Below are 18,636 nucleotides of genomic sequence, written 5' to 3' on the forward strand. Positions count from 1 at the left end.
GCATATGCGTCGAGTAGTTGTCACCGGTTTGGGGATCGTCTCCTCCATCGGGAACAATGCCCAAGAGGTTCTGGCCTCGCTCAAGGCCGGCAAGTCCGGCATTGAGGCAAATGAGCAAATGGTCGAACACGGCTTTCGCAGCCAGATCGCCGGATCGCTCAAGATCGATGTGGCCGAGCACGTGGACAAGCGCACCTTGCGCTTCATGGGCCCCGGTGCCGCCTATGCCCATATCGCCATGAGCCAGGCGATTGCCGATTCCGGGCTGAGCGAAGATCAGGTCGTGAACCCGCGCACCGGTCTGGTGGCCGGGTCCGGTGGCCCGTCGACCAGCGCCATGCTGACCGCGCATCAGACGGTGCTGAAAACCGGTGCAACCAAGCGGATCGGCCCCTTCGCGGTGCCGAAATGCATGTGTTCGACGATTTCGGCGAACCTTGCGACCGCGTTCAAGATCAAGGGTATCAACTATTCGATCACCTCGGCCTGCTCGACCTCGCTGCATTGCATCGGCAACGCGGCGGAACAGATCATGCTGGGCAAGCAGGATGTGATGTTCGCTGGCGGCGGCGAGGAACTGGACTGGACCCTGTCCTGCCTGTTCGACGCGATGGGTGCGATGTCGTCGAAATATAATGACACACCCGACAAGGCCTCGCGCGCATTCGACGAAAACCGCGACGGGTTCGTGATCTCGGGCGGCGGCGGCATTGTCGTGTTGGAGGATCTGGATCACGCCTTGGCACGCGGCGCGAAAATCTATGCTGAGGTCACCGGATATGCCGCGACCTCGGACGGCCATGACATGGTCGCCCCATCCGGCGAAGGCGGCGAGCGCGCGATGCGCCTGGCCCTGTCCACGGTCCCCGAGGGCCGCAAGGTCGGCTATATCAACGCCCACGGCACCTCGACCCCGGTCGGCGATGTGGGTGAGGTTGAGGCCGTGCGCCGCATCTTCGGCGAGGGCAACGTGCCGCCAATTTCATCGACCAAGTCGATGACCGGTCACGCGCAGGGCGCGGCGGGCGCGCTGGAAGCGATCTTCTGTCTGCTCATGCTGGACAATGATTTCATTACACCGTCGATCAATGTCGACACATTAGCCGAAGGCATCCTGCCCGGTGAAATTGCCACTCATGTGGTCGAAAATGCAGGCCTGGACAGCGTGATGACCAACAGCTTCGGCTTTGGCGGCACCAACGGCTCCATGGTTCTGTCCAAGTATAACGGGTGAATACGATGTCGGAAGTTATGAAAGGTAAGCGCGGCCTCATCATGGGCGTGGCCAACGACCGCTCGATTGCCTGGGGTATTGCAAAAGCCATGCACGAGGCGGGCGCGGAACTGGCCTTCACCTATCAGGGTGAGGCCTTTGGCAAGCGGCTGGAGCCGCTGGCCCAGAGCCTTGGCAGCGATTTCATGGTGGATGCGGATGTCACCGACGACGCCTCGCTGGATCGCGCCTTTGGAGAACTCGCTGAACGCTGGCCCACCATCGACTTTGTGGTGCACGCGATTGCGTATTCGGACAAATCCGAACTGACAGGCCGTTTTCTGAACACCACCCGCGCCAATTTCAAGCATTCGCTGGATGTGTCGGCCTATTCCTTCATCGAGGTTGCGCGCCGCGCATATCCGATGATGAAAGACAATGGCGGCTCGCTGCTGACGCTGACTTATGCAGGTTCGAACCGGGTGGTCCCGAACTACAACGTCATGGGCGTGGCCAAGGCAGCGCTGGAATCGGCGACCCGTTATCTGGCCAACGATCTTGGCCCGGATGGCATCCGCGTGAACGCTATCTCGCCCGGACCGATGAAAACGCTTGCCGGTGCCGCCATCGGCGGCGCGCGCAGGACCTACAAGTTCTGCGACCAGAACGCACCGATGCGTTCGAACGCGACATTGGAAGCCGTCGGCGGCACTGCCGTCTACCTCGCCTCGGATGCCGGAGCCTTTACGTCGGGCGAGATCATTCGCGTCGATGGCGGCTTCCATGTGCTGGGAATGCCACAGCCCGATTTCATGTGACCCCATCTTTCCCTGCCGCCGCCAAGATTTAACCATCTTTCGGCGGCAGGAATACGGGCATGAGCAAGCTAGACCAAATCATTGCCAACAGCCCCCGCGCGTCGCAAGTCCGGCGCAGGCAGGGTTTCCTCAGCCAGCGCGCGCGTGTCCTTCTGCTGACGCTTACATCGCTTTTGCTGGTGTTTATCTTCTACACCCAGCCGCAAGTGCGTGCCGCAATCGATACCTTACTGGGTTAAGACACGGGCCGCCTGAACGGCCCGGCCCCTGCTTCAGTTGATCGAAACCACTTCGATATCGAAAATCAGATCCTGCCCGGCCAGCGGGTGGTTTGCATCCAGCGTCACCGTTGCCTCGTTCACATCAACCACGGTCACCGGCAACGCCTGACCATCGGGTGTCTGCATCTGCAACTGGGTTCCGGGCTCAAGCGGGATGTCATCCGGGATGCCCTCGCGCGGGATATCCTGCCGCATCCCCGGATTGATCGGGCCATAGGCATCGACACAGGCGATTTCTACCCGCTTCTTGTCGCCAACGGCCAAACCGGGCATGGCGCTGTCCAGACCGGAAATGATCTGACCCGACCCCACCACAAACTCCAGTGGATCGCGCCCGTCCGAACTGTCAAAGACATTCCCGTCCAGCAGTGTCCCGGTGTAATGGATGCGAACAGTGTCGCCCTGTTTGATTTCGCTCATGCTGGCCTCCGGCTTTAAAAGAAATGAACGGCCAACCCTAAGGGCTGGCGTCATTATGTAAACCCTCGGCCTTTTCATGCGCCGCTTTCCTGTGCAAATCTGCGCGCAAATAAGGGGAGAGGGCAGATGGCCATCAAAACATGTGTATTCGACGCCTATGGAACGCTTTTCGACGTCGCCGCCGCGGCGCGTCAGGCAGCGACCGAACCGGGTTTCGAAGCCCTGCGGGACAAATGGCCCGAGGTCGCAGGCCACTGGCGTCTGAAACAGCTGCAATACACCTGGCTGCGCGCGGTGGCCGATGCCCATGCCGATTTCTGGGACGTCACGCAGAACGGGCTGGATTGGGCGCTCGAGGCCGCGGGCCTGCAAGGCGACGCAGCTTTGCGCCAGCGATTGCTGGACCTCTACTGGGAACTGCAGGCTTACCCCGAGGTCCCCGCCATGCTGAAAGCCCTGAAAGACGGCGGGCTGCAGACGGCCATCTTGTCGAACGGGTCCCCCCCGATGCTGGATGGCGCGGTGCAGTCGGCGGGCATCGGCGATGTGTTGGACGATGTTCTGTCGGTCGAAAGCGTCGGGGTCTTCAAGCCACATGCGCGCGTCTACGATCTGGTGCAGGACCGGTTCGGCGGCACCCGGGACGAGGTTCTGTTCGTCAGCTCAAACGGATGGGACGCCGCCGGGGCCAGCGGCTATGGCTTTGTCACCGCATGGGTCAACCGGGCGGGTGAACCGATGGACCGGCTGCCCTGGACGCCAGCCCATGTCCTGTCCGACCTGACCACGATCCCCAAACTGGCAGGGCTGTAATGGCGGATTTCACGACCTCGGACGGCAAACGCCTTTACTTCGAGACCGCCGGAGACGGGCCGCCGGTCCTTTGCCTTGCCGGGCTGACGCGAAACAGCCGGGATTTCGATTTCGTCGCGCCGCATCTGCCCGGCGTGACCCTGATCCGCATGGATTACCGGGGGCGCGGGTTATCGGACTACGATCCCGACCACATGAACTACAACATTCTGCGGGAATCCCAAGACGCGATCGAGTTGCTGGACCACCTTGGCATTGACCGCGTGACCCTTCTGGGCACCTCGCGCGGGGGGCTCATCGCGATGGCGCTGGCCGCCAGCCACCCGGATCGGCTGGCCGGTGTCATTCTGAACGATGTGGGGCCGGTGATCGAACCTGAAGGCATCGCCAAGATCATGGAATATGTCGGCATCCAGCCGACTGCCAATTCCTATGACGAAGCCGCGCAAACACTGAAAAAAGTGATGGAGCCGCAGTTCCCCGGTGTGCCGCTGGAAGTATGGCGCAAATTCGCGGAAAACCAGAACAAATCCGAACAAGGCAGCCTGCGCCTGCGCTACGACACCGCCTTGCGCACCGCGCTGATCGAACAGGCCGCTGCCCAAGAAACGCCGGACCTATGGCCGCTATTCGACGCCCTGCGCGACATCCCCACCGGCGTGATCCGGGGGGCGAACTCGGATGTCCTAGGCAAGGAAACGCTGACCCAAATGCAAACCCGCCACCCCGCCCTTATATCAGCCGAGGTGCCGGATCGCGGACATGTTCCCTTTCTGGACGAACCCCAATCTTTGGACGTCATTCGCAAGGTTCTGAACGCGACATGAGCAGCATTGAATTGATCGAGGCCGCAGCCCACCGGCTGCAGGGCCATGTCAGGGAAACACCCCTGCTGTCCTCTCCGTTTCTGGACAAGATCGCGGGCCGCCGGGTTCTGGTCAAACCCGAATGCCTGCAGCACACGGGCAGTTTCAAGTTTCGCGGCGCATGGTCTGCCATTTCCGCCCTGAGCGATGCCGACCGTCAGCGCGGTGTGATCGCCTATTCCTCGGGCAACCACGCACAGGGCGTGGCGCTGGCGGCGTCGAAACACGGCATCCCGTCGGTCATCATCATGCCCTCGGACGCCCCCAAGCTAAAGATCGAGAACACCAAGGCCCTCGGCGGCGAGGTGGTTCTGTACGACCGGGCATCGGAAAGCCGCGAGGAGATTGGCGAGACGCTGGCGGCCGAACGCGGCCTGACCCTGATCCGCCCCTATGACGAACCGCAGGTGATCGCCGGACAGGGCACCACCGGTCTGGAGATTTCGCGTCAGGCATCGGAACTGAGCGTGACCAAGGCCGACGTACTGGTCTGTTGCGGCGGCGGCGGTCTGACCTCGGGCATCGCTCTGGCGCTGGAAAAACATGCCCCCGGCCTGCGCCCCCGCACCTGCGAGCCCGAGGGGTTTGACGATGTCAAACGCTCACTCGCCTCGGGCCATATCGAGAACAACACTGCGACCTCGGGCAATATCTGCGACGCGATCCTGACGCCGCAGCCGGGGGACATCACCTTTCCGATCCTGAAACGTCTCTGCGGTCCGGGGTTGGCGGTTTCGGAAGAAGAGGCCTTGCGGGCAATGGCACTGGCTTTCCTGCGCCTCAAGATCGTGCTGGAACCCGGCGGCGCGGTGGCGCTGGCCTCGGCCCTGTTCCGCAGGGATGACATTTCAGGGGACACGGTGATCGCGGTTGCCTCGGGCGGCAATACCGACCCTGACATCTTTGCCAAAGCGCTGGAATTCCTGACCTGACAGTCAGGCCGCAACTGTGCAAGTTTCCGTTGTGACAACAAGGACTTATGCTATGAAATGCGCTGATCTCGGCAATGTGCAGCTTCATTACCGTATCGACGGCACCCCGGACGGTGCCCCGGTGGTTTTCGCCAATTCTCTGGGCACCGATCTGCGGCTGTGGGATGCCGTCCTGCCCCACCTGCCCGCGGGTCTGCGCATCATCCGGTACGACAAACGCGGGCACGGCCTGTCATCGGCCCCGCCCGCGCCCTATTCGATGGGCGCGCTGGTCAAGGATGCCGAGGCGCTGCTGGATCACCTTGAAGTACGCGACTGCGTCTTTGTCGGGCTGTCCATCGGTGGCCTGATTGCGCAGGGCCTGGCCGTGAAACGCATGGACCAGATTCGCGCATTAGTGCTGTCGAACACAGCCGCCAAGATCGGCACCCCGCCCATCTGGCAACAGCGCATGGATGCGGTGCGCGCGGGCGGGATCGAAGCACTGGCCGATACCACGATGGAACGCTGGTTCTCGCGCGATTTCCGCGCCAAACCGGACCATCTTCCGTGGCGCAACATGATGGTGCGCCAGCCGATCGACGGCTATCTGGGCTGTTGCGCAGCGATCTCGGGAACCGATTTCTACACCCCGACCAGCGGCCTGCGTCTGCCGGTTTTGGGCATTGCGGGCAGCGAGGATGGCTCGACCCCGCCCGATCTGGTACGAGAGACCATCGACCTGATCCCCGGTTCCAGATTCGAACTGATGCGCCGGGCGGGCCACTTGCCTTGCGTCGAAAAACCAGCCGAATACGCGGCGCTGCTGCAGCGCTTTCTCAGCGATATCGGACATATCTGAAGGAGCATCACGATGGCGGATTTCCTTTTGATCCACGGTTCATGCCACGGCGCCTGGTGCTGGCGCGATCTGACCCCGGCGCTGCAGGCCCTGGGCCATACGGCGCGCTCGATTGACATGCCCAGCCACGGCTCGGACCCAACACCAATCCCAGAGGTCACGCTTGACAGTTGCCGCGACGCGATACTGGCCGCGTCAAAGCCCGAGACGGTGATTGTCGGCCATTCCTGGGGCGGCTACCCGGTCAGCGCCGCCGCCGAAGCGCAGCCCAATGCCATGCGCGCGCTGATCTACCTCAGCGCCTATGTCCCGCGTGACGGCCTGTCGATGGCCGATATGCGCAGGCGCGGACCCCGGCAAACCATTGTGGACGCGGTCGAGAAATCCTCGGATGGCCTGTCCTATACCGTCCGGCCCGATTGTGTGCAGGCGCTGTTCTATCACGATTGCGCGCCCGAAATCCTGCCCTTCGCCTTTGCCCGCCTGTGCCCGCAGGCGATCCGCCCGCAGGAAACGCCCTTGCCCCTGACAAAGCGGTTCGACCGCGTGCCAAAGGCCTATGTCCAGACCACGGATGACCGGACCGTTCCGCCCGAATACCAGCAAGAGATGAGCAAGGGTATTCCGGCGCATCTGCGCTACAGCATCGACAGCTCGCACTCGTCCTTCTTTTCGCATCCGCAACGGCTGGCAGAGATCCTGACCGAGATCGAAACTGCGCTGTGACCAGACGTCACTCGCTGCGTGCCTCAGGAATTCTTTGCCAAAGCCGCCGTGATCGCTAGGGTCGGCGCATCGGTTCAATCCAGCGGTTTCCATGCGTCTGCCTTTCGCCTTTGTTCTTTGTACGGTCATGATCGACGCGATGGGCATCGGCCTTGTGATGCCGATCATGCCGCAGCTTATTGTCGAGGTTCAGGGCGGCACACTCGCCAGTGCCGCGATATGGGGCGGCGTCCTCAGCACCGCCTTTGCCGCCATGCAATTCGTCTTTGGCCCTGTGTTGGGCAACCTTTCCGATGCCTATGGCCGCCGCGCCGTCCTGCTGGTGTCGCTCTTTGTCATGGCGCTGGATTACGTGGTCATGGCAATCGCCGGCAGCATCTGGCTTTTGCTGATCGGGCGCATTGTCGGAGGGATCACCGCAGCCACACATTCAACCGCCGCCGCCTTCATGGCGGATGTGTCGAAACCCCAGGACAAGGCCGCGAATTTCGGCCTGCTGGGGGCCGCGTTCGGTGTTGGGTTCGTCCTTGGCCCGGTCATTGGCGGCCTGCTCAGCGAATACGGAACCCGCGCCCCGTTCTGGGCCGCTGCCGCCCTGTCAGCGCTGACCTTCGCTGCCGGTCTGCTGGTCATGCCCGAAACCGTCACCGACAAAACCCGGCGCGCCTTCAGTTTGCGGCGTGCCAACCCGGTGAATTCCCTGCGCGCCGTGGCCGCCCTGCCCGGCATCCGACCGCTGCTGGGGGTCTATTTCCTGTATTCCGTGTCGATCTACGTCTACCCGGCGATCTGGTCCTATTTCACGACCGAGCGTTTCGGCTGGTCGCCGCAGATGATCGGGCTGTCGCTGGGAGTCTACGGCATCGGCATGGCCGCCGTGCAGGGCGGGCTGATCCGTCCTGCCACCCGCTATCTGGGCGAACGGGTCACGATCATTTACGGCATGGTGTTCGAGGTCATCAGCTTTATCCTGCTGGCCTTCATAACCAACGGAACCATCGCCCTGCTGCTGATCCCCATCACCGCGCTCGGGGCGGTGATCACGCCCGCGCTGCAGGCGATGATGTCACGCGCGACGCCGGATTCTCAGCAAGGCGAGTTACAGGGCGTTCTGGCCGCGCTTCATGCATTGTCCATGGTCATCTCGCCGCTTGTGATGACCAGCGTCTTCGCGTGGTTCATCCGGCCTGACACCGCGCTCTACCTTCCGGGTGCGCCGTTCCTGCTGGCTTTGGTCCTGATGCTGGTGGGGTTTGCCCTATTTCTGCGATCCCGGCCTGTCGTAGCGTAACAACGACATATGAATGGCGTTTTCCACCTTGCGAGGCAGCATTTCCCGCGCCACCGTGGGCCAAACGGGAGCAAAGTCCAACATGCAAAGAATAAAAGCCGCAGTGTGCCGCGCCTTCGCCGAGCCGCTGGTCATCGAAGAGGTCCAACTGGCCGCCCCCGGCACCGGAGAGGTCGAAGTGACGCTGGACGCCGTGGCCATCTGCCATTCGGATATCTCTTACGCCGATGGCGCATGGGGCGGGTTTCTGCCCGCCGTCTACGGCCATGAAGCCGCCGGTGTCATCAGTGCCGTTGGCGACGCAGCCGGCGGCTTCAAGGTTGGCGACGCGGTTGTGGTGACCCTGATCCGCGCCTGTGGTTCGTGCCCGTCCTGCGCGGGCGGCCAGCCGACGATCTGCGAAACGCCCTATGACGCCATCAACGGGCCCCTGCGCACCGGTGGCGGGGAACCGCTGGAACAGGCGATGGCCTGCGGCGCTTTTGCGGAAAAGGTCGTGGTCAGCCATCGCCAGATCGTCAAAATCCCCGACACGATGCCCAAGGACGTCGCCAGCCTGCTGTCCTGCGGTGTGATCACCGGGGTCGGCGCGGCTGTGAATGCAGCGAACCTGCGGCCCGGTCAGGACGTGGTTGTCATCGGCGCAGGCGGTGTCGGGCTGAACGCCATTCAGGGCGCGCGCATCGCAGGCGCCCGCCGGATCGTCGCCGTGGACATGACCGAGGAAAAGCTGGACATCGCCCAGGAATTCGGCGCGACCCACGGCGTTCTCGCCAACCAGAAAGAGCCATGGAAGGTCGCCTACAAGGCGCTGGGCGGGCGCGGGGCGGATGCGGTTCTGATCACCGTCGGCGCTATTCCGGCCTATGAACAGGCCCCTCGCTATCTGGGGCGCGGCGGCAAGGCGGTGATGATCGGAATGCCCCACTCGGGGGATGAGGCCACTTATGAACCGGTGGTTCTGGCGGCTCTGGGCCAAGGCCTTGTCGGATCGAAAATGGGCGATGTGGTCATTCAGCGCGACATCCCGTGGATGATCGACCTGTACGAACAGGGGCGTCTGAAACTGGACGAGTTGATCTCGGGCCGCTGGTCGCTGGATCAGATCAACGAGGCGATTGCGGACACCAAGACCGGATCGGCCAAACGCAACGTCATCATTTTCGACAAGCGCTGAGCCGTCAGGCAGGAGGGTCAGGGATGAAACTGCAGGATCTCGACATCATCGTCACCGCCCCTCCGGCCCCCGGCTGGGGCGGGCGCTATTGGATATTGGTCAAGGTGACCACCGACACCGGCATCACCGGCTGGGGCGAATGTTACGCGTCCTCAGTGGGGCCCGACGCCATGCGCCACGTGATCCGCGATGTGTTCGAACGGCACATGCTGGGCGAAAACCCCGAAAACATCGAGCTGATGTTCCGCCGCGCCTATTCCAGCGGCTTCACCCAACGCCCCGATCTGACGGTGATGGGGGCGTTTTCGGGGCTGGAAATCGCCTGTTGGGACATCCTCGGCAAAGACCGCGACCGCCCGGTCTATGCGCTGCTGGGCGGAAAAATGAATGATCGCATCCGCGCCTATTCGTACCTCTACCCCCTGCCCCAGCATAACCTGACCGACTTCTGGACCTCGCCGGATCAGGCGGGCGAAACCGCCGCCGTGCTTGTCCGGCGCGGATTTACGGCGGTCAAATTCGACCCTGCTGGTCCGTACACGATCCGGGGCGGGCATATGCCTGCGATGTCCGATATCTCGATGTCCGTGGCCTTCTGCAAAGCCATCCGCGAGGCTGTGGGCGACAAGGCCGACCTGCTGTTCGGAACGCATGGCCAGTTCAACACCGCCGGCGCGATCCGTTTGGGTCAGGCGCTGGAGCCCTACTCGCCGCTTTGGTTTGAAGAACCCACGCCGCCGGACATGATCGAAGACATGGCCCGCGTTGCGCGCAACGTTCGCATTCCCGTCGCCACCGGCGAGCGCATGACCACCAAGGCCGAGTTTGGAGCGGTTCTGCGCGCCGGTGCCGCCGAGATTCTGCAACCTGCTTTGGGCCGCGCGGGCGGGATATGGGAGATGAAAAAGGTCGCTGCAATGGCCGAGGTGTTCAACGCCCAGATGGCCCCGCACCTGTATGCCGGGCCGGTGGAATGGGCGGCGAATGTCCATCTGGCGGCGTCGATCCCGAACCTGTTGCTGCTTGAGACGATTGAAACGCCGTTCCACGATCAGCTTATCAAGGGCGCGATCCGGGTCGAGGATGGGTTCGTAACCCCGCCAACCGCGCCCGGGCTGGGGATCGACGTGGACGAGGCGCTGGCCCGCGCTCATCCCTATACCGGCGACGGGCTGCACCTGCAGATGCAGGAGGACCCATGCGATTATGTCAACGGCAATGCCTTTCAGGGCGGCGCCCCGGCTGTGGACGAATAAGCTGACCCGATCGAGCCGGTGGGGATAGGCCTGCCGTTACGGCATAAGTGCGAAGATATGGTCCGGGTTCTGCGCTCTGCTAATTCGACACATACCCGGCGATCACCTGCAGCAGCTTGAAGGCTGTTGCGGCATCGTTTTCGACCACCGCAAGGAATTCTTCCTCACCGATCCGCAGACAGGACAGGTCGGTTTCGGCCACCATACTCAGCGCGCGCGGCTCTTTCCGGATCAGGCCCAATTCGCCCACCAAAGCACCGGGGCCGACCTTGATGATCAACTGGTCCGGCTCGTCCGCGTGCGGAAGGTACAAACCGGCCTCGCCTTCCAGAACCACATAGGCCCCATCCGTTGGCTGATCGTCCTTCAGGAACACGACCTGCCCGGCGCTGGCTTCGAACCAGCGCGCACCAAAGGCAAGCAGGCGCAACTGCCTGCGGTCCAGCCCGGAAAACAACGGCGTCTGTTCCAGCGCCCGCAGCTTGCGCGCGAGGTCGGTCGAGGCGGCGCTGTCCTCTTCCACGTCTTTTGGTCCTTCATCCGACACCACCCGACCCTGCCGGATTTCGACGAACATGTCGAATACCTCGGGGCTGTCGAAGTGGTCGTTCAGGTAGATCACGGTCGTCTCTGGCAGCAACTCGCGCAGGTTCTTGTACACGGCGACCTGGGTTTGCATGTCATAACTGGCCAGCGCGTTTTCCAGCAGCAGGATGTCCGGTTTCTTGACCGTCGCACGGGTAAACGCCAATGGCTCGGCAAAAACCGCGGGCAGGTTTTGCCCGCCCAAGGCCACCGGGATGTCGTAGATCAGCTGCACCACCAGCGGGCGCGCACCGTTTTCGGCCAGTACATCCACGATCAGCTTGCGCGCCTCATCCGACCGCGACGCGCCGATATCGCTGATTTTGCCGAACAGCGCGTTTTCCATCACCGTCAGACCGGGGGCAAACCGATCCGGGTCGAGCGGTTCGTAAATGTCACGCAAGCGCTCCAGCAGCTTTTCCGAATGGCTTTGACGCAACTGCAGAATCCGGTCTTTCAACTCGTCCGTGAAGGCCGGACCGATCTGTTCGGCCGAGATCGCCAAGGGCACCGCCAGCAGATTGGCAAGCTGATCGTCGTCCAGCCCGGCGGCGCCTTCTTTGCGGGTCCGCTGGACCAGTTCGACGGCGGTTTCGTAGACCCGCGCCTCCAGCCCCAGCTTACGGAACAGCGGATGATCGGTGCCATCCAACCCGAAGATCTGGCGCAGCATGTCAATCACATCGCGGGTCAGCGCGATCAGGGTTTCGTCCAGCCCCAACTCGCGCAATTGCCCCAGAAAGACGGTCTGCTGGGCCAGCACCTCTTGCGTGACCGGCACGCGCGGGGTGGCAAACAGCAGGTTTTCGGCCACGGGCAATGCCGGGTTATAGACGTCGCGGTCAAAGACCAACGCCTGCTGCTCCAGCCCCGCCTTTTGAACGGCCTGCTGCACCAAGGGCCGCAGCTCGACCAGTTTCTGCGCCAGATCCGGGTGTTCGCCCGGATCAAAAACCTGCTCGGCCCCGCGTTGGAACAGGGCCGCACCGGACCCCATGCCGTCGATCAGTTGCACCCACCAGTCGCGCAGCGCCTTGGCGCTGTCGAGGCCGACCAGATTGGGATCCAGCCACTCGGTCTGAAACGGGTCGGCGCTGTTCCCGGCTCTCAGCGTTTCGGGGAACCCCGGATCGTCTGTTGCGCCTTCGACCGGTTTGAACCGCATCGGCATCATGACGTTGTCGCCCAGCGAGCCCTGAAACATCACCGGCCGGGACGAGGCATAGCCGATGCGCGACGCCACTACCGCCTGATGTAAGCTCGCCAGATTGTGCCCGCCGATTTCGACACGGCCGGCGCTTGGCAGAATCTCACGCGTCAGCAGCTCCGCCACGGCACGCCGATCCTCTTCGCTGGGCGCGGCGATGCCGATGGTCTGACCGCTTGGGAAGGTCAGGTTCAGGTCATCCAGAACCTGATTGCCATCCATATCGCGGACCGAGACGCCATCCAGCACGATGTCCCCATTCAGGCGGGGGCGGTCTTCGGGCTCACCTTCGAACAGGTTTTCGTCCTGCATGCCTGCCGGGGCAAAGCGCTCGATCACCACATCCCAGCGCAGCGACATGTCCTGCGTCTGGTTGTAATAGGTCAGCAGTTCCTTCCACGGCGAGCTCAGGTCTTTATACGCGGCCAACGCCGCCACCAGCGCCCCTAGCGAGACCGAGCCCTGCAGCACCAGCAGACCGCCGACCAGATAGAACATGAAGGGCGTCAGTTGCGAAATGAAGTTGTTGATAAACTTCATAAAGAACTTCTTCTGGTAAATCTCGAACCGGATACCGAACAGCCGCCCCAACTGGTCCGAGACCAGCGCCCGCCGGTACCGCCAGCCGCCATTGCCGCGCAGGGTTGCGGCCCCGGCGGCGTTTTCGCCGATCTGCGCGGCCAGAACCCGCACCTCCTGAATGCGTTTCTTGTTCAGCAGGTTGATCTGCCGCTGCAGGCGCGGGATCAGCCAGGCCTGAACCGGGATCAACGCGACGGCGGCCAGACCGAACCAGACGCTTTGCAGGAACAGGAAGGACAGGATCGTGATCATCTGCCCCGCCTGCAAAACCGGCTGGCTGATCGCGTCGCCCATCAGCCCGCCCATCGGCTCGCTTTCGGCGGTGACCATCGAGACCAGTTCGCCCTGGCTGACCCGTTCGAAATACGGCTGCGGAAAGCGCAGGGCGCGGCTTATCAGCTGATAGCGGAAGCGGCGCAGCATACGTTCGCTCAGCACACCTTTCATGGTGTTGATGCGCATCTTCATCAGGCCATGGCCCAGCACCGCCCCCAGAAAAGCAAAGCACAGGATGATCAGAAACGTCGTCTGCGGCAGGCTGAAGCCCCAGACATTGACGATACTGCTGGTGGCACCGATCGCGTCGTTGATGATGCGTTTGGGCAGTTCCAGTGTCAGGTAGAGCAGCGGAAACAACGTCGACGTCACGGCCAGCAGGATCAGCTGGTCGCGTTTGGAGTATTTCCAGATGAACCGAAAAATCGTGCGTTCTATGGAACCCGCCCCTGCTTTTGATCAATGGTTCGAATTTGGTTTAATGCGCGCAAAGTGAACAGCCCGAAGTTACCGTAATCCAACCGAAATGCGCAAATTATTTTGAACCTGAAAAAATCTTCACCTTGTGTGAACTAGTTCATTTGCGCGACCGTGTTTTAGCGCATAGTGTCTAATCTGGGACGATATCGGGAGAATGCTGTTGACGGCCAGTATTGGCGCTGTGTTTCTTATGCTCTGCCTTTTGCAGATAAAGCATATGTTTGCCGACTTCTACCTACAGACACCAAAGATGCTCGCCGGGCGTGGCGAGTATTTTCACGTGGGCCGCGCGCAACATGCTGCCGTGCATGTTGTGGGGTCGATCATCGTTTTCCTGCTGTTCGGCGCGCCGCTGTCCTTCGTCCTGATCATCGCGGCGCTGGAGTGGATCATTCACTTCAACATCGATTTTGCCAAGGCCAGCTATTCCGACAAAAACAAACTGCAGCCGAACCAGCCCGCATTCTGGCGGGCCGCCGGGCTGGATCAGTTGATGCACAACCTGACCTATGTCGCCATGGTCTGGGCCTGGGTGACATTCGCAACCTGAACGCAGCCTTGCGTCAGGCAACGTGCTGCAACGCGCTTTCCCGATAAATCGCCAGCCACAACCGGTCCAGCGCATCGATTTTCCGGGGGTCAAACCGGTGTCCGGCCTCCCAATACCGGCCCGATGGAACATAGTAGCCAAGTTCGGCTTCCATTGTCAGTGCTGCGCCCATTCCTTGCGTGGGCATTAGCCGGGGCGCTGTCAGTTTTTCCTTTCGCGCCGAGGGGAAAACCAGCCGGCTCTCCCCTTTGGACAACCGCACTACGCGGCATCCTTGTGCCGCGGCAATCAGGCCCAGCCGCGCCGATTTGGCCTCGAGCGAGCGCAGGGTTATGTCGTCGCGCAGCGGGTCAGCGCTGCCCGAGCCATAGAAATGTGTCCGGCCAGTCGCCGTGTAGACCATATCGCAGCCAAAAAAGGCCAGAACCGCAGGCCGCAATGCGGACAGGGCCCAATAGCCTGTGGTAAAGGCCATCGTACCGCCCGCATAAACAAAGCCGCCATATTCGTTCTGGCGCGGCACATATTCGTCCGCGCTGACGATACGCTGCCCGTTCACGGGCGTTTTGGGGCGTTTCTCTGCCGGAAAATCCTCGGGGTGGATCAGAACATCCCAGTCCGCGCGGATACGCCAGGCATTGTTGATCGCGACGATATGCGTGAAAGGCGCACGGCCCCAATCCCGCGCATCAAGTGCCGAAGGCGCGCTTCCTAGGATCAGAACTTTGTTCTGCGGGTCGGTCATCACGGGTCCGGCTTTTTGCACGTCCCGTGACACCTAGCGCAATTCAGGGTCCCGGCTAGCCCAGCACAGAAAAACTGCTTTCTTCATTGATGGGCCGCTTGCGCGAATAGAAGCCGACATCGATTGTCCGCTTGATATAGGGCAGTTCGAACTGCAACGGCTGCGCATCGTGATCCCCACCACCCTCGCAATAATTGATCAAGGCAGCCATCATCTTGCCCGCAATCGGCGCATTCTTGTACTGGTTCCCGCTGGTGCCGCAGGCCATGTAAAACCCCGGCAGGCTGGATTTGTCGTAGATCGGAATCCAGTCGGACGAGGCGTCATACAGATCGACCACCCCACGCGTTTTGGACGGAATACCGAGGCTGGGCACACGTTGCGCGTAGCGCATTGCCTGTGTGGTCCACTGATCGGTGAAGTCGTGGTTGTAATGGACATCATCCTCGCACCACTGATGCGGGTCGCATTCCGGGTCTTCCGAGCCGACGAGGATGTGATTGCCATGCTCAGGGCGGCAGTAGCAGGCGATGTCGCTGTCCGAGACGATGGTGCCGTCATTTTCAAAGTCGAACCCCTCGGGCGCGGGCACGTGAACGACTTCCTGACGCAAGGGGCGGGTCTCGATGGTCATGTCGTCCAGAACACCTGCCATCTTGTTGACGATCGCCGATCCGGGGCCCGCGACATTCACAACCACCTTGGCGTGGATTTCCTCGCCCGAGGCCAGTTTGACCCCCGAAACCCTGCCGTCTTCGGTCAGAATCTCGACCACTTCAACCCCGGTGCGCACCTCGGCCCCGTGCTGTTTCGCGGCATCCATCAGGTTCTGCGCCGACAATGCCGGATCGGTGACATAGCCCGCCTGCGGCCAGAACACGCCGCCCGCCATCTTGCGGCCGTTCGTCTGGCCAAACTCCGGATCGTCCATGCGCCGTGCGGGGGCGAAGCTGTCCATGGAATAGACGGGCAGACGCTCGGTGATCTTCTCGGGCAACCATTCTTCGAACGGGCAATCCAGATCGGCGCTGTTGTGCATATGCTTTTCCAGCAGCCCGTTGGCCTCGGTCTTCATGACCAGACACCCGGTTTCGCGGAACTGCGCCAGATTGGCATTCTCTGGCAGGCCCAGATAGTCGGCCCAGTCGCGCCAGTAGTGATAGCCTTCCCACGCAAAAGCGGTGCCGTCGAAGGTCGAGTAATGCATGCGGATGATCGCGCAGGACCCGGCGGTCGAGCCGTGGCCAACCTGGCTGTTCCGGTCCAGCGACAGGGTTTTCCATCCGGCTTTGGCCATTTCGAACGCAATGGCGGCCCCGATCACGCCGGTGCCGATGATGATGGCGTCTGGTTGGCTCATAACGATTCTCCTTTCCAGTAGCGCAGGGAATATGCGCTGAATTCTTCCACTTCTTCGGGTTTGGCTTCGACGCCGGTAAAGGCGTAAAGATAGTGCGGCACCATCGAGATCCGATTGGCAATCGGTTCGTTCAGTTGCGCCAGATCGTATCCGATCTGCATGTAATACAGCACGCGGGCGCGGGTTTCGGCCTCGACCTCGGAATAGCCATATCGTGCGAACATGGCATGCAGCGCCTGCAACCGCCGCGCGTCCGACTGATCCAGTGCCCGCCGCACCTTGCCCGATTTGCGCGCCCAGTCACGGATGGCAAAGTCCAGCGCGGTGTCGAAAAGTTCCGTGTTCACCACGCAGCGATGCACGTTGCAGACGGCTGCCGTAATCGTCTCTGCCGGTGCCTTGGCCTGGGCGATCAGGGCCGCCGTGTTTGTCGCCTGCCAGCGCGCCAGCAGCGCGTCCAGAAGCTCCTGCCGGGACTTGAAATACCAATAGAAAGACGACCGCGACACCGCCATCCGCTCGGCCAGATTCAGCACCTTGATTTGATCGATCCCATCCGAGATCAGAACATCCATCGCCACGTTCAGCCAGTCATCGCGCGTGACCTTGATGTTTCCGACCAGCGGCTCGGCCTTGGGATCGTCCCGGTGCAGGATCGGTTTGGTGTTCATTCAACTCTCCGGTGGCGCGCCGCCCTCGGCGGAGCGGCGCGCGATAAAGTCATGCAGGGCCCCCAAACGGTCGCTGTCGCCGGGCGGGGCTTTGAAGTTGCTCAGGATGTCCTTCCAGACGCCGGTTGCGCGGTGATTGGCATCGACCGACCCGCGCTCGGTCCAGGTGCCGAAATTGGCGTAATCGTGCACATGCGGCTCGTAGAATTCGGTATTGTAGCGCTCCATCGTCTGGCTCGAGGCGAAGAAATGCCCGCTGGGCTCGACCTCGCGCAGCGCCGTGTCAAACCCGATCTCGGCGGTTCCGGCCTGCGCCCCGGCGCAAAGTTCGGCCACCATGTTCAGCACCTCGGCGTCGCAGACCAGCTTTTCGAAGGACACGGTCAGCCCGCCCTCCAGCCACCCGGCTGAATGGATGATCACGGTCGCACCAGCCATCAGACAGCCCCACAGGCCAAACTGGTTTTCGTTGGCTGCCTGCACATCGTTGATATTCGCCGCCGAGCCCGCCGCCGATCGCCACGGCAGGCCCAGATGGCGGGCGAGTTGCCCCGCCGCCAGCGACGCCTGGAAATGCGAGGGCGTCCCAAAGGCCGGTGCCCCCGATTTCATGTCCACATTGCTGGTGAAGGTCCCATAACAGACCGGCGCGCCCGGACCTGCCAGTTGCGTCAGGGTCAGCGCCGCCAGTGCCTCGGTATGGGACAGCGTAATCGCCCCGGCCACAGTGATCGGAGCCATCGCCCCCATCAGCGTGAACGGCGTGATGATCGACATCTGGCCATGACGCGCGAAATCGATCAGCCCCTGCGCCATCGGGATATCCAGCGTGCGCGGGCTGTTGGTATTGATGATCGTGTAAGCATGCGGGTTGGCGCGGAATTCATCGTCGGACAGGCCCCGCGCGGTCGACAGCATCTCGAAGCAGTCCATCACCTGCGGCGTCCCGCGCGAGAAGAAGAACGGGAACTTGTCCGTCAACTCCATCTGCGCCCTGGTCGTGAAGTAGTGGCGCAGATTGGTCGGCACGTCCTGCGGCTCGACCTGCGGCGAGATCATCTGGAACACGTCGAAATGATGGGTGAGTTTCAGGAACTCCAGATAGTCCTGCCCCGTCGCCGGGCGGCGCCCACGCTCAAGGTCGGTGGCATTAGGAGCCCCGGCCCCGGGCTGGAAGACAAGGCTGCCGAGTTCCAGCGTAAAGTCGCGCGCTCTCGCCCCGGCACGACAGTTGATCGATTTGGGGGCAGAGGCGACCGCAGCCTCGACCAGATCGCGCCCGATAAAGACCATTTCGCTGTCTTCCTTCACCCGCGCGCCGGCCTTTTCGAACAGGCGGCGGGCTTCGGGCAGCAGCACCTTTACCCCAAGCTCTTCCAGCGTGCGCAGGGCTGTTTCGTGCATGTCTGCGATCTGATCCGCCGGGAACACCTCCATCTGCGGGAAGGGGTTGCGCAACTGGCGATAGTTCACATTGCGACTGACGGGCGGAGCGGCCTCGCGCCCCCGTCGCCGCCGTCCACGGTCCGGGATCTGGCTGCGCATG

Annotated in this window: 18 protein-coding genes; 12 read left to right on the forward strand and 6 right to left on the reverse strand. The window is 62.1% G+C overall.

Annotation, left to right across the window (positions count from 1 at the left end; all coding sequences use genetic code 11):
- The first annotated feature begins 4 nt into the window (after window positions 1–4).
- The 3 genes from fabB to ACR0K1_RS16990 are packed head-to-tail and all read left to right on the forward strand — an operon-like array spanning window position 5 to window position 2,270.
- Window positions 5–1,234 (forward strand): beta-ketoacyl-ACP synthase I, encoded by a 1,230-nt coding sequence (fabB, locus tag ACR0K1_RS16980; protein WP_480615415.1) that lies wholly within the window; start codon window positions 5–7, stop codon window positions 1,232–1,234.
- Between the two features lie 5 nt (window positions 1,235–1,239).
- Window positions 1,240–2,031: an enoyl-ACP reductase FabI gene (locus tag ACR0K1_RS16985; RefSeq protein ID WP_480615417.1), complete on the forward strand. Its 792-nt coding sequence runs from the start codon at window positions 1,240–1,242 to the stop codon at window positions 2,029–2,031.
- 59 nt (window positions 2,032–2,090) lie between these two features.
- The gene (locus tag ACR0K1_RS16990) at window positions 2,091–2,270 is read left to right on the forward strand and encodes a hypothetical protein (protein WP_480615419.1); all 180 of its coding nucleotides are present in this window, start codon (window positions 2,091–2,093) and stop codon (window positions 2,268–2,270) included.
- A gap of 33 nt (window positions 2,271–2,303) precedes the next feature.
- Here the strand turns inward: ACR0K1_RS16990 and ACR0K1_RS16995 are convergent, their stop codons facing one another.
- The gene (locus ACR0K1_RS16995; RefSeq protein WP_480615421.1) at window positions 2,304–2,732 is read right to left on the reverse strand and encodes an FKBP-type peptidyl-prolyl cis-trans isomerase; all 429 of its coding nucleotides are present in this window, start codon (window positions 2,730–2,732) and stop codon (window positions 2,304–2,306) included.
- 126 nt (window positions 2,733–2,858) lie between these two features.
- On the opposite strand from ACR0K1_RS16995, the gene ACR0K1_RS17000 reads away from it, so the two are divergent.
- From ACR0K1_RS17000 to ACR0K1_RS17035, 8 genes are all read left to right on the forward strand, one after another.
- Window positions 2,859–3,545: a haloacid dehalogenase type II gene (locus ACR0K1_RS17000; protein WP_480851337.1), complete on the forward strand. Its 687-nt coding sequence runs from the start codon at window positions 2,859–2,861 to the stop codon at window positions 3,543–3,545.
- Window positions 3,545–4,372, forward strand: coding sequence for an alpha/beta fold hydrolase (locus ACR0K1_RS17005; RefSeq protein WP_480615425.1), 828 nt, complete (start codon window positions 3,545–3,547; stop codon window positions 4,370–4,372). The genes ACR0K1_RS17000 and ACR0K1_RS17005 overlap by 1 nt, the downstream gene beginning before the upstream one ends.
- On the forward strand, window positions 4,369–5,343 hold the full coding sequence (locus ACR0K1_RS17010; protein ID WP_480615427.1) for a threonine ammonia-lyase: 975 nt from the start codon (window positions 4,369–4,371) through the stop codon (window positions 5,341–5,343). The genes ACR0K1_RS17005 and ACR0K1_RS17010 overlap by 4 nt, the downstream gene beginning before the upstream one ends.
- A gap of 52 nt (window positions 5,344–5,395) precedes the next feature.
- Window positions 5,396–6,184, forward strand: coding sequence for a 3-oxoadipate enol-lactonase (gene pcaD, locus ACR0K1_RS17015; RefSeq protein WP_480851338.1), 789 nt, complete (start codon window positions 5,396–5,398; stop codon window positions 6,182–6,184).
- 12 nt (window positions 6,185–6,196) lie between these two features.
- Window positions 6,197–6,910, forward strand: a complete 714-nt coding sequence (locus tag ACR0K1_RS17020) for an alpha/beta fold hydrolase (RefSeq protein WP_480615431.1) — start codon at window positions 6,197–6,199, stop codon at window positions 6,908–6,910.
- A 91-nt stretch (window positions 6,911–7,001) separates the two neighbouring features.
- Window positions 7,002–8,201 carry a TCR/Tet family MFS transporter gene (locus ACR0K1_RS17025; protein ID WP_480851339.1) on the forward strand — a complete coding sequence of 400 codons (1,200 nt, stop codon included), beginning with the start codon at window positions 7,002–7,004 and terminating at the stop codon, window positions 8,199–8,201.
- Between the two features lie 82 nt (window positions 8,202–8,283).
- A complete protein-coding gene (locus tag ACR0K1_RS17030; RefSeq protein ID WP_480615435.1) occupies window positions 8,284–9,378 on the forward strand; it encodes a Zn-dependent alcohol dehydrogenase in 1,095 nt (364 codons plus the stop codon).
- Between the two features lie 23 nt (window positions 9,379–9,401).
- Window positions 9,402–10,634, forward strand: a complete 1,233-nt coding sequence (locus ACR0K1_RS17035) for a mandelate racemase/muconate lactonizing enzyme family protein (RefSeq protein ID WP_480615437.1) — start codon at window positions 9,402–9,404, stop codon at window positions 10,632–10,634.
- A 79-nt stretch (window positions 10,635–10,713) separates the two neighbouring features.
- Here ACR0K1_RS17035 and ACR0K1_RS17040 read toward each other — a convergent pair whose 3' ends face one another.
- Window positions 10,714–13,710 (reverse strand): cyclic nucleotide-binding domain-containing protein, encoded by a 2,997-nt coding sequence (locus ACR0K1_RS17040; RefSeq protein WP_480851354.1) that lies wholly within the window; start codon window positions 13,708–13,710, stop codon window positions 10,714–10,716.
- 208 nt (window positions 13,711–13,918) lie between these two features.
- On the opposite strand from ACR0K1_RS17040, the gene ACR0K1_RS17045 reads away from it, so the two are divergent.
- On the forward strand, window positions 13,919–14,314 hold the full coding sequence (locus ACR0K1_RS17045) for a DUF3307 domain-containing protein (protein WP_480851340.1): 396 nt from the start codon (window positions 13,919–13,921) through the stop codon (window positions 14,312–14,314).
- A gap of 13 nt (window positions 14,315–14,327) precedes the next feature.
- Here the strand turns inward: ACR0K1_RS17045 and ACR0K1_RS17050 are convergent, their stop codons facing one another.
- From ACR0K1_RS17050 to ACR0K1_RS17065, 4 genes are read right to left on the reverse strand one after another with little or no spacing between them, the layout of a single operon-like run.
- On the reverse strand, window positions 14,328–15,059 hold the full coding sequence (locus ACR0K1_RS17050) for a hypothetical protein (RefSeq protein WP_480615441.1): 732 nt from the start codon (window positions 15,057–15,059) through the stop codon (window positions 14,328–14,330).
- A gap of 55 nt (window positions 15,060–15,114) precedes the next feature.
- Window positions 15,115–16,419, reverse strand: coding sequence for an NAD(P)/FAD-dependent oxidoreductase (locus tag ACR0K1_RS17055; RefSeq protein WP_480851341.1), 1,305 nt, complete (start codon window positions 16,417–16,419; stop codon window positions 15,115–15,117).
- The gene (locus tag ACR0K1_RS17060) at window positions 16,416–17,090 is read right to left on the reverse strand and encodes a TetR/AcrR family transcriptional regulator (protein WP_480615445.1); all 675 of its coding nucleotides are present in this window, start codon (window positions 17,088–17,090) and stop codon (window positions 16,416–16,418) included. The genes ACR0K1_RS17055 and ACR0K1_RS17060 overlap by 4 nt, the downstream gene beginning before the upstream one ends.
- On the reverse strand, window positions 17,091–18,635 hold the full coding sequence (locus ACR0K1_RS17065; protein ID WP_480615447.1) for a trimethylamine methyltransferase family protein: 1,545 nt from the start codon (window positions 18,633–18,635) through the stop codon (window positions 17,091–17,093).
- Window position 18,636 lies beyond the last annotated feature (1 nt).

The organism is Ruegeria sp. F5, assembly GCF_056533845.1.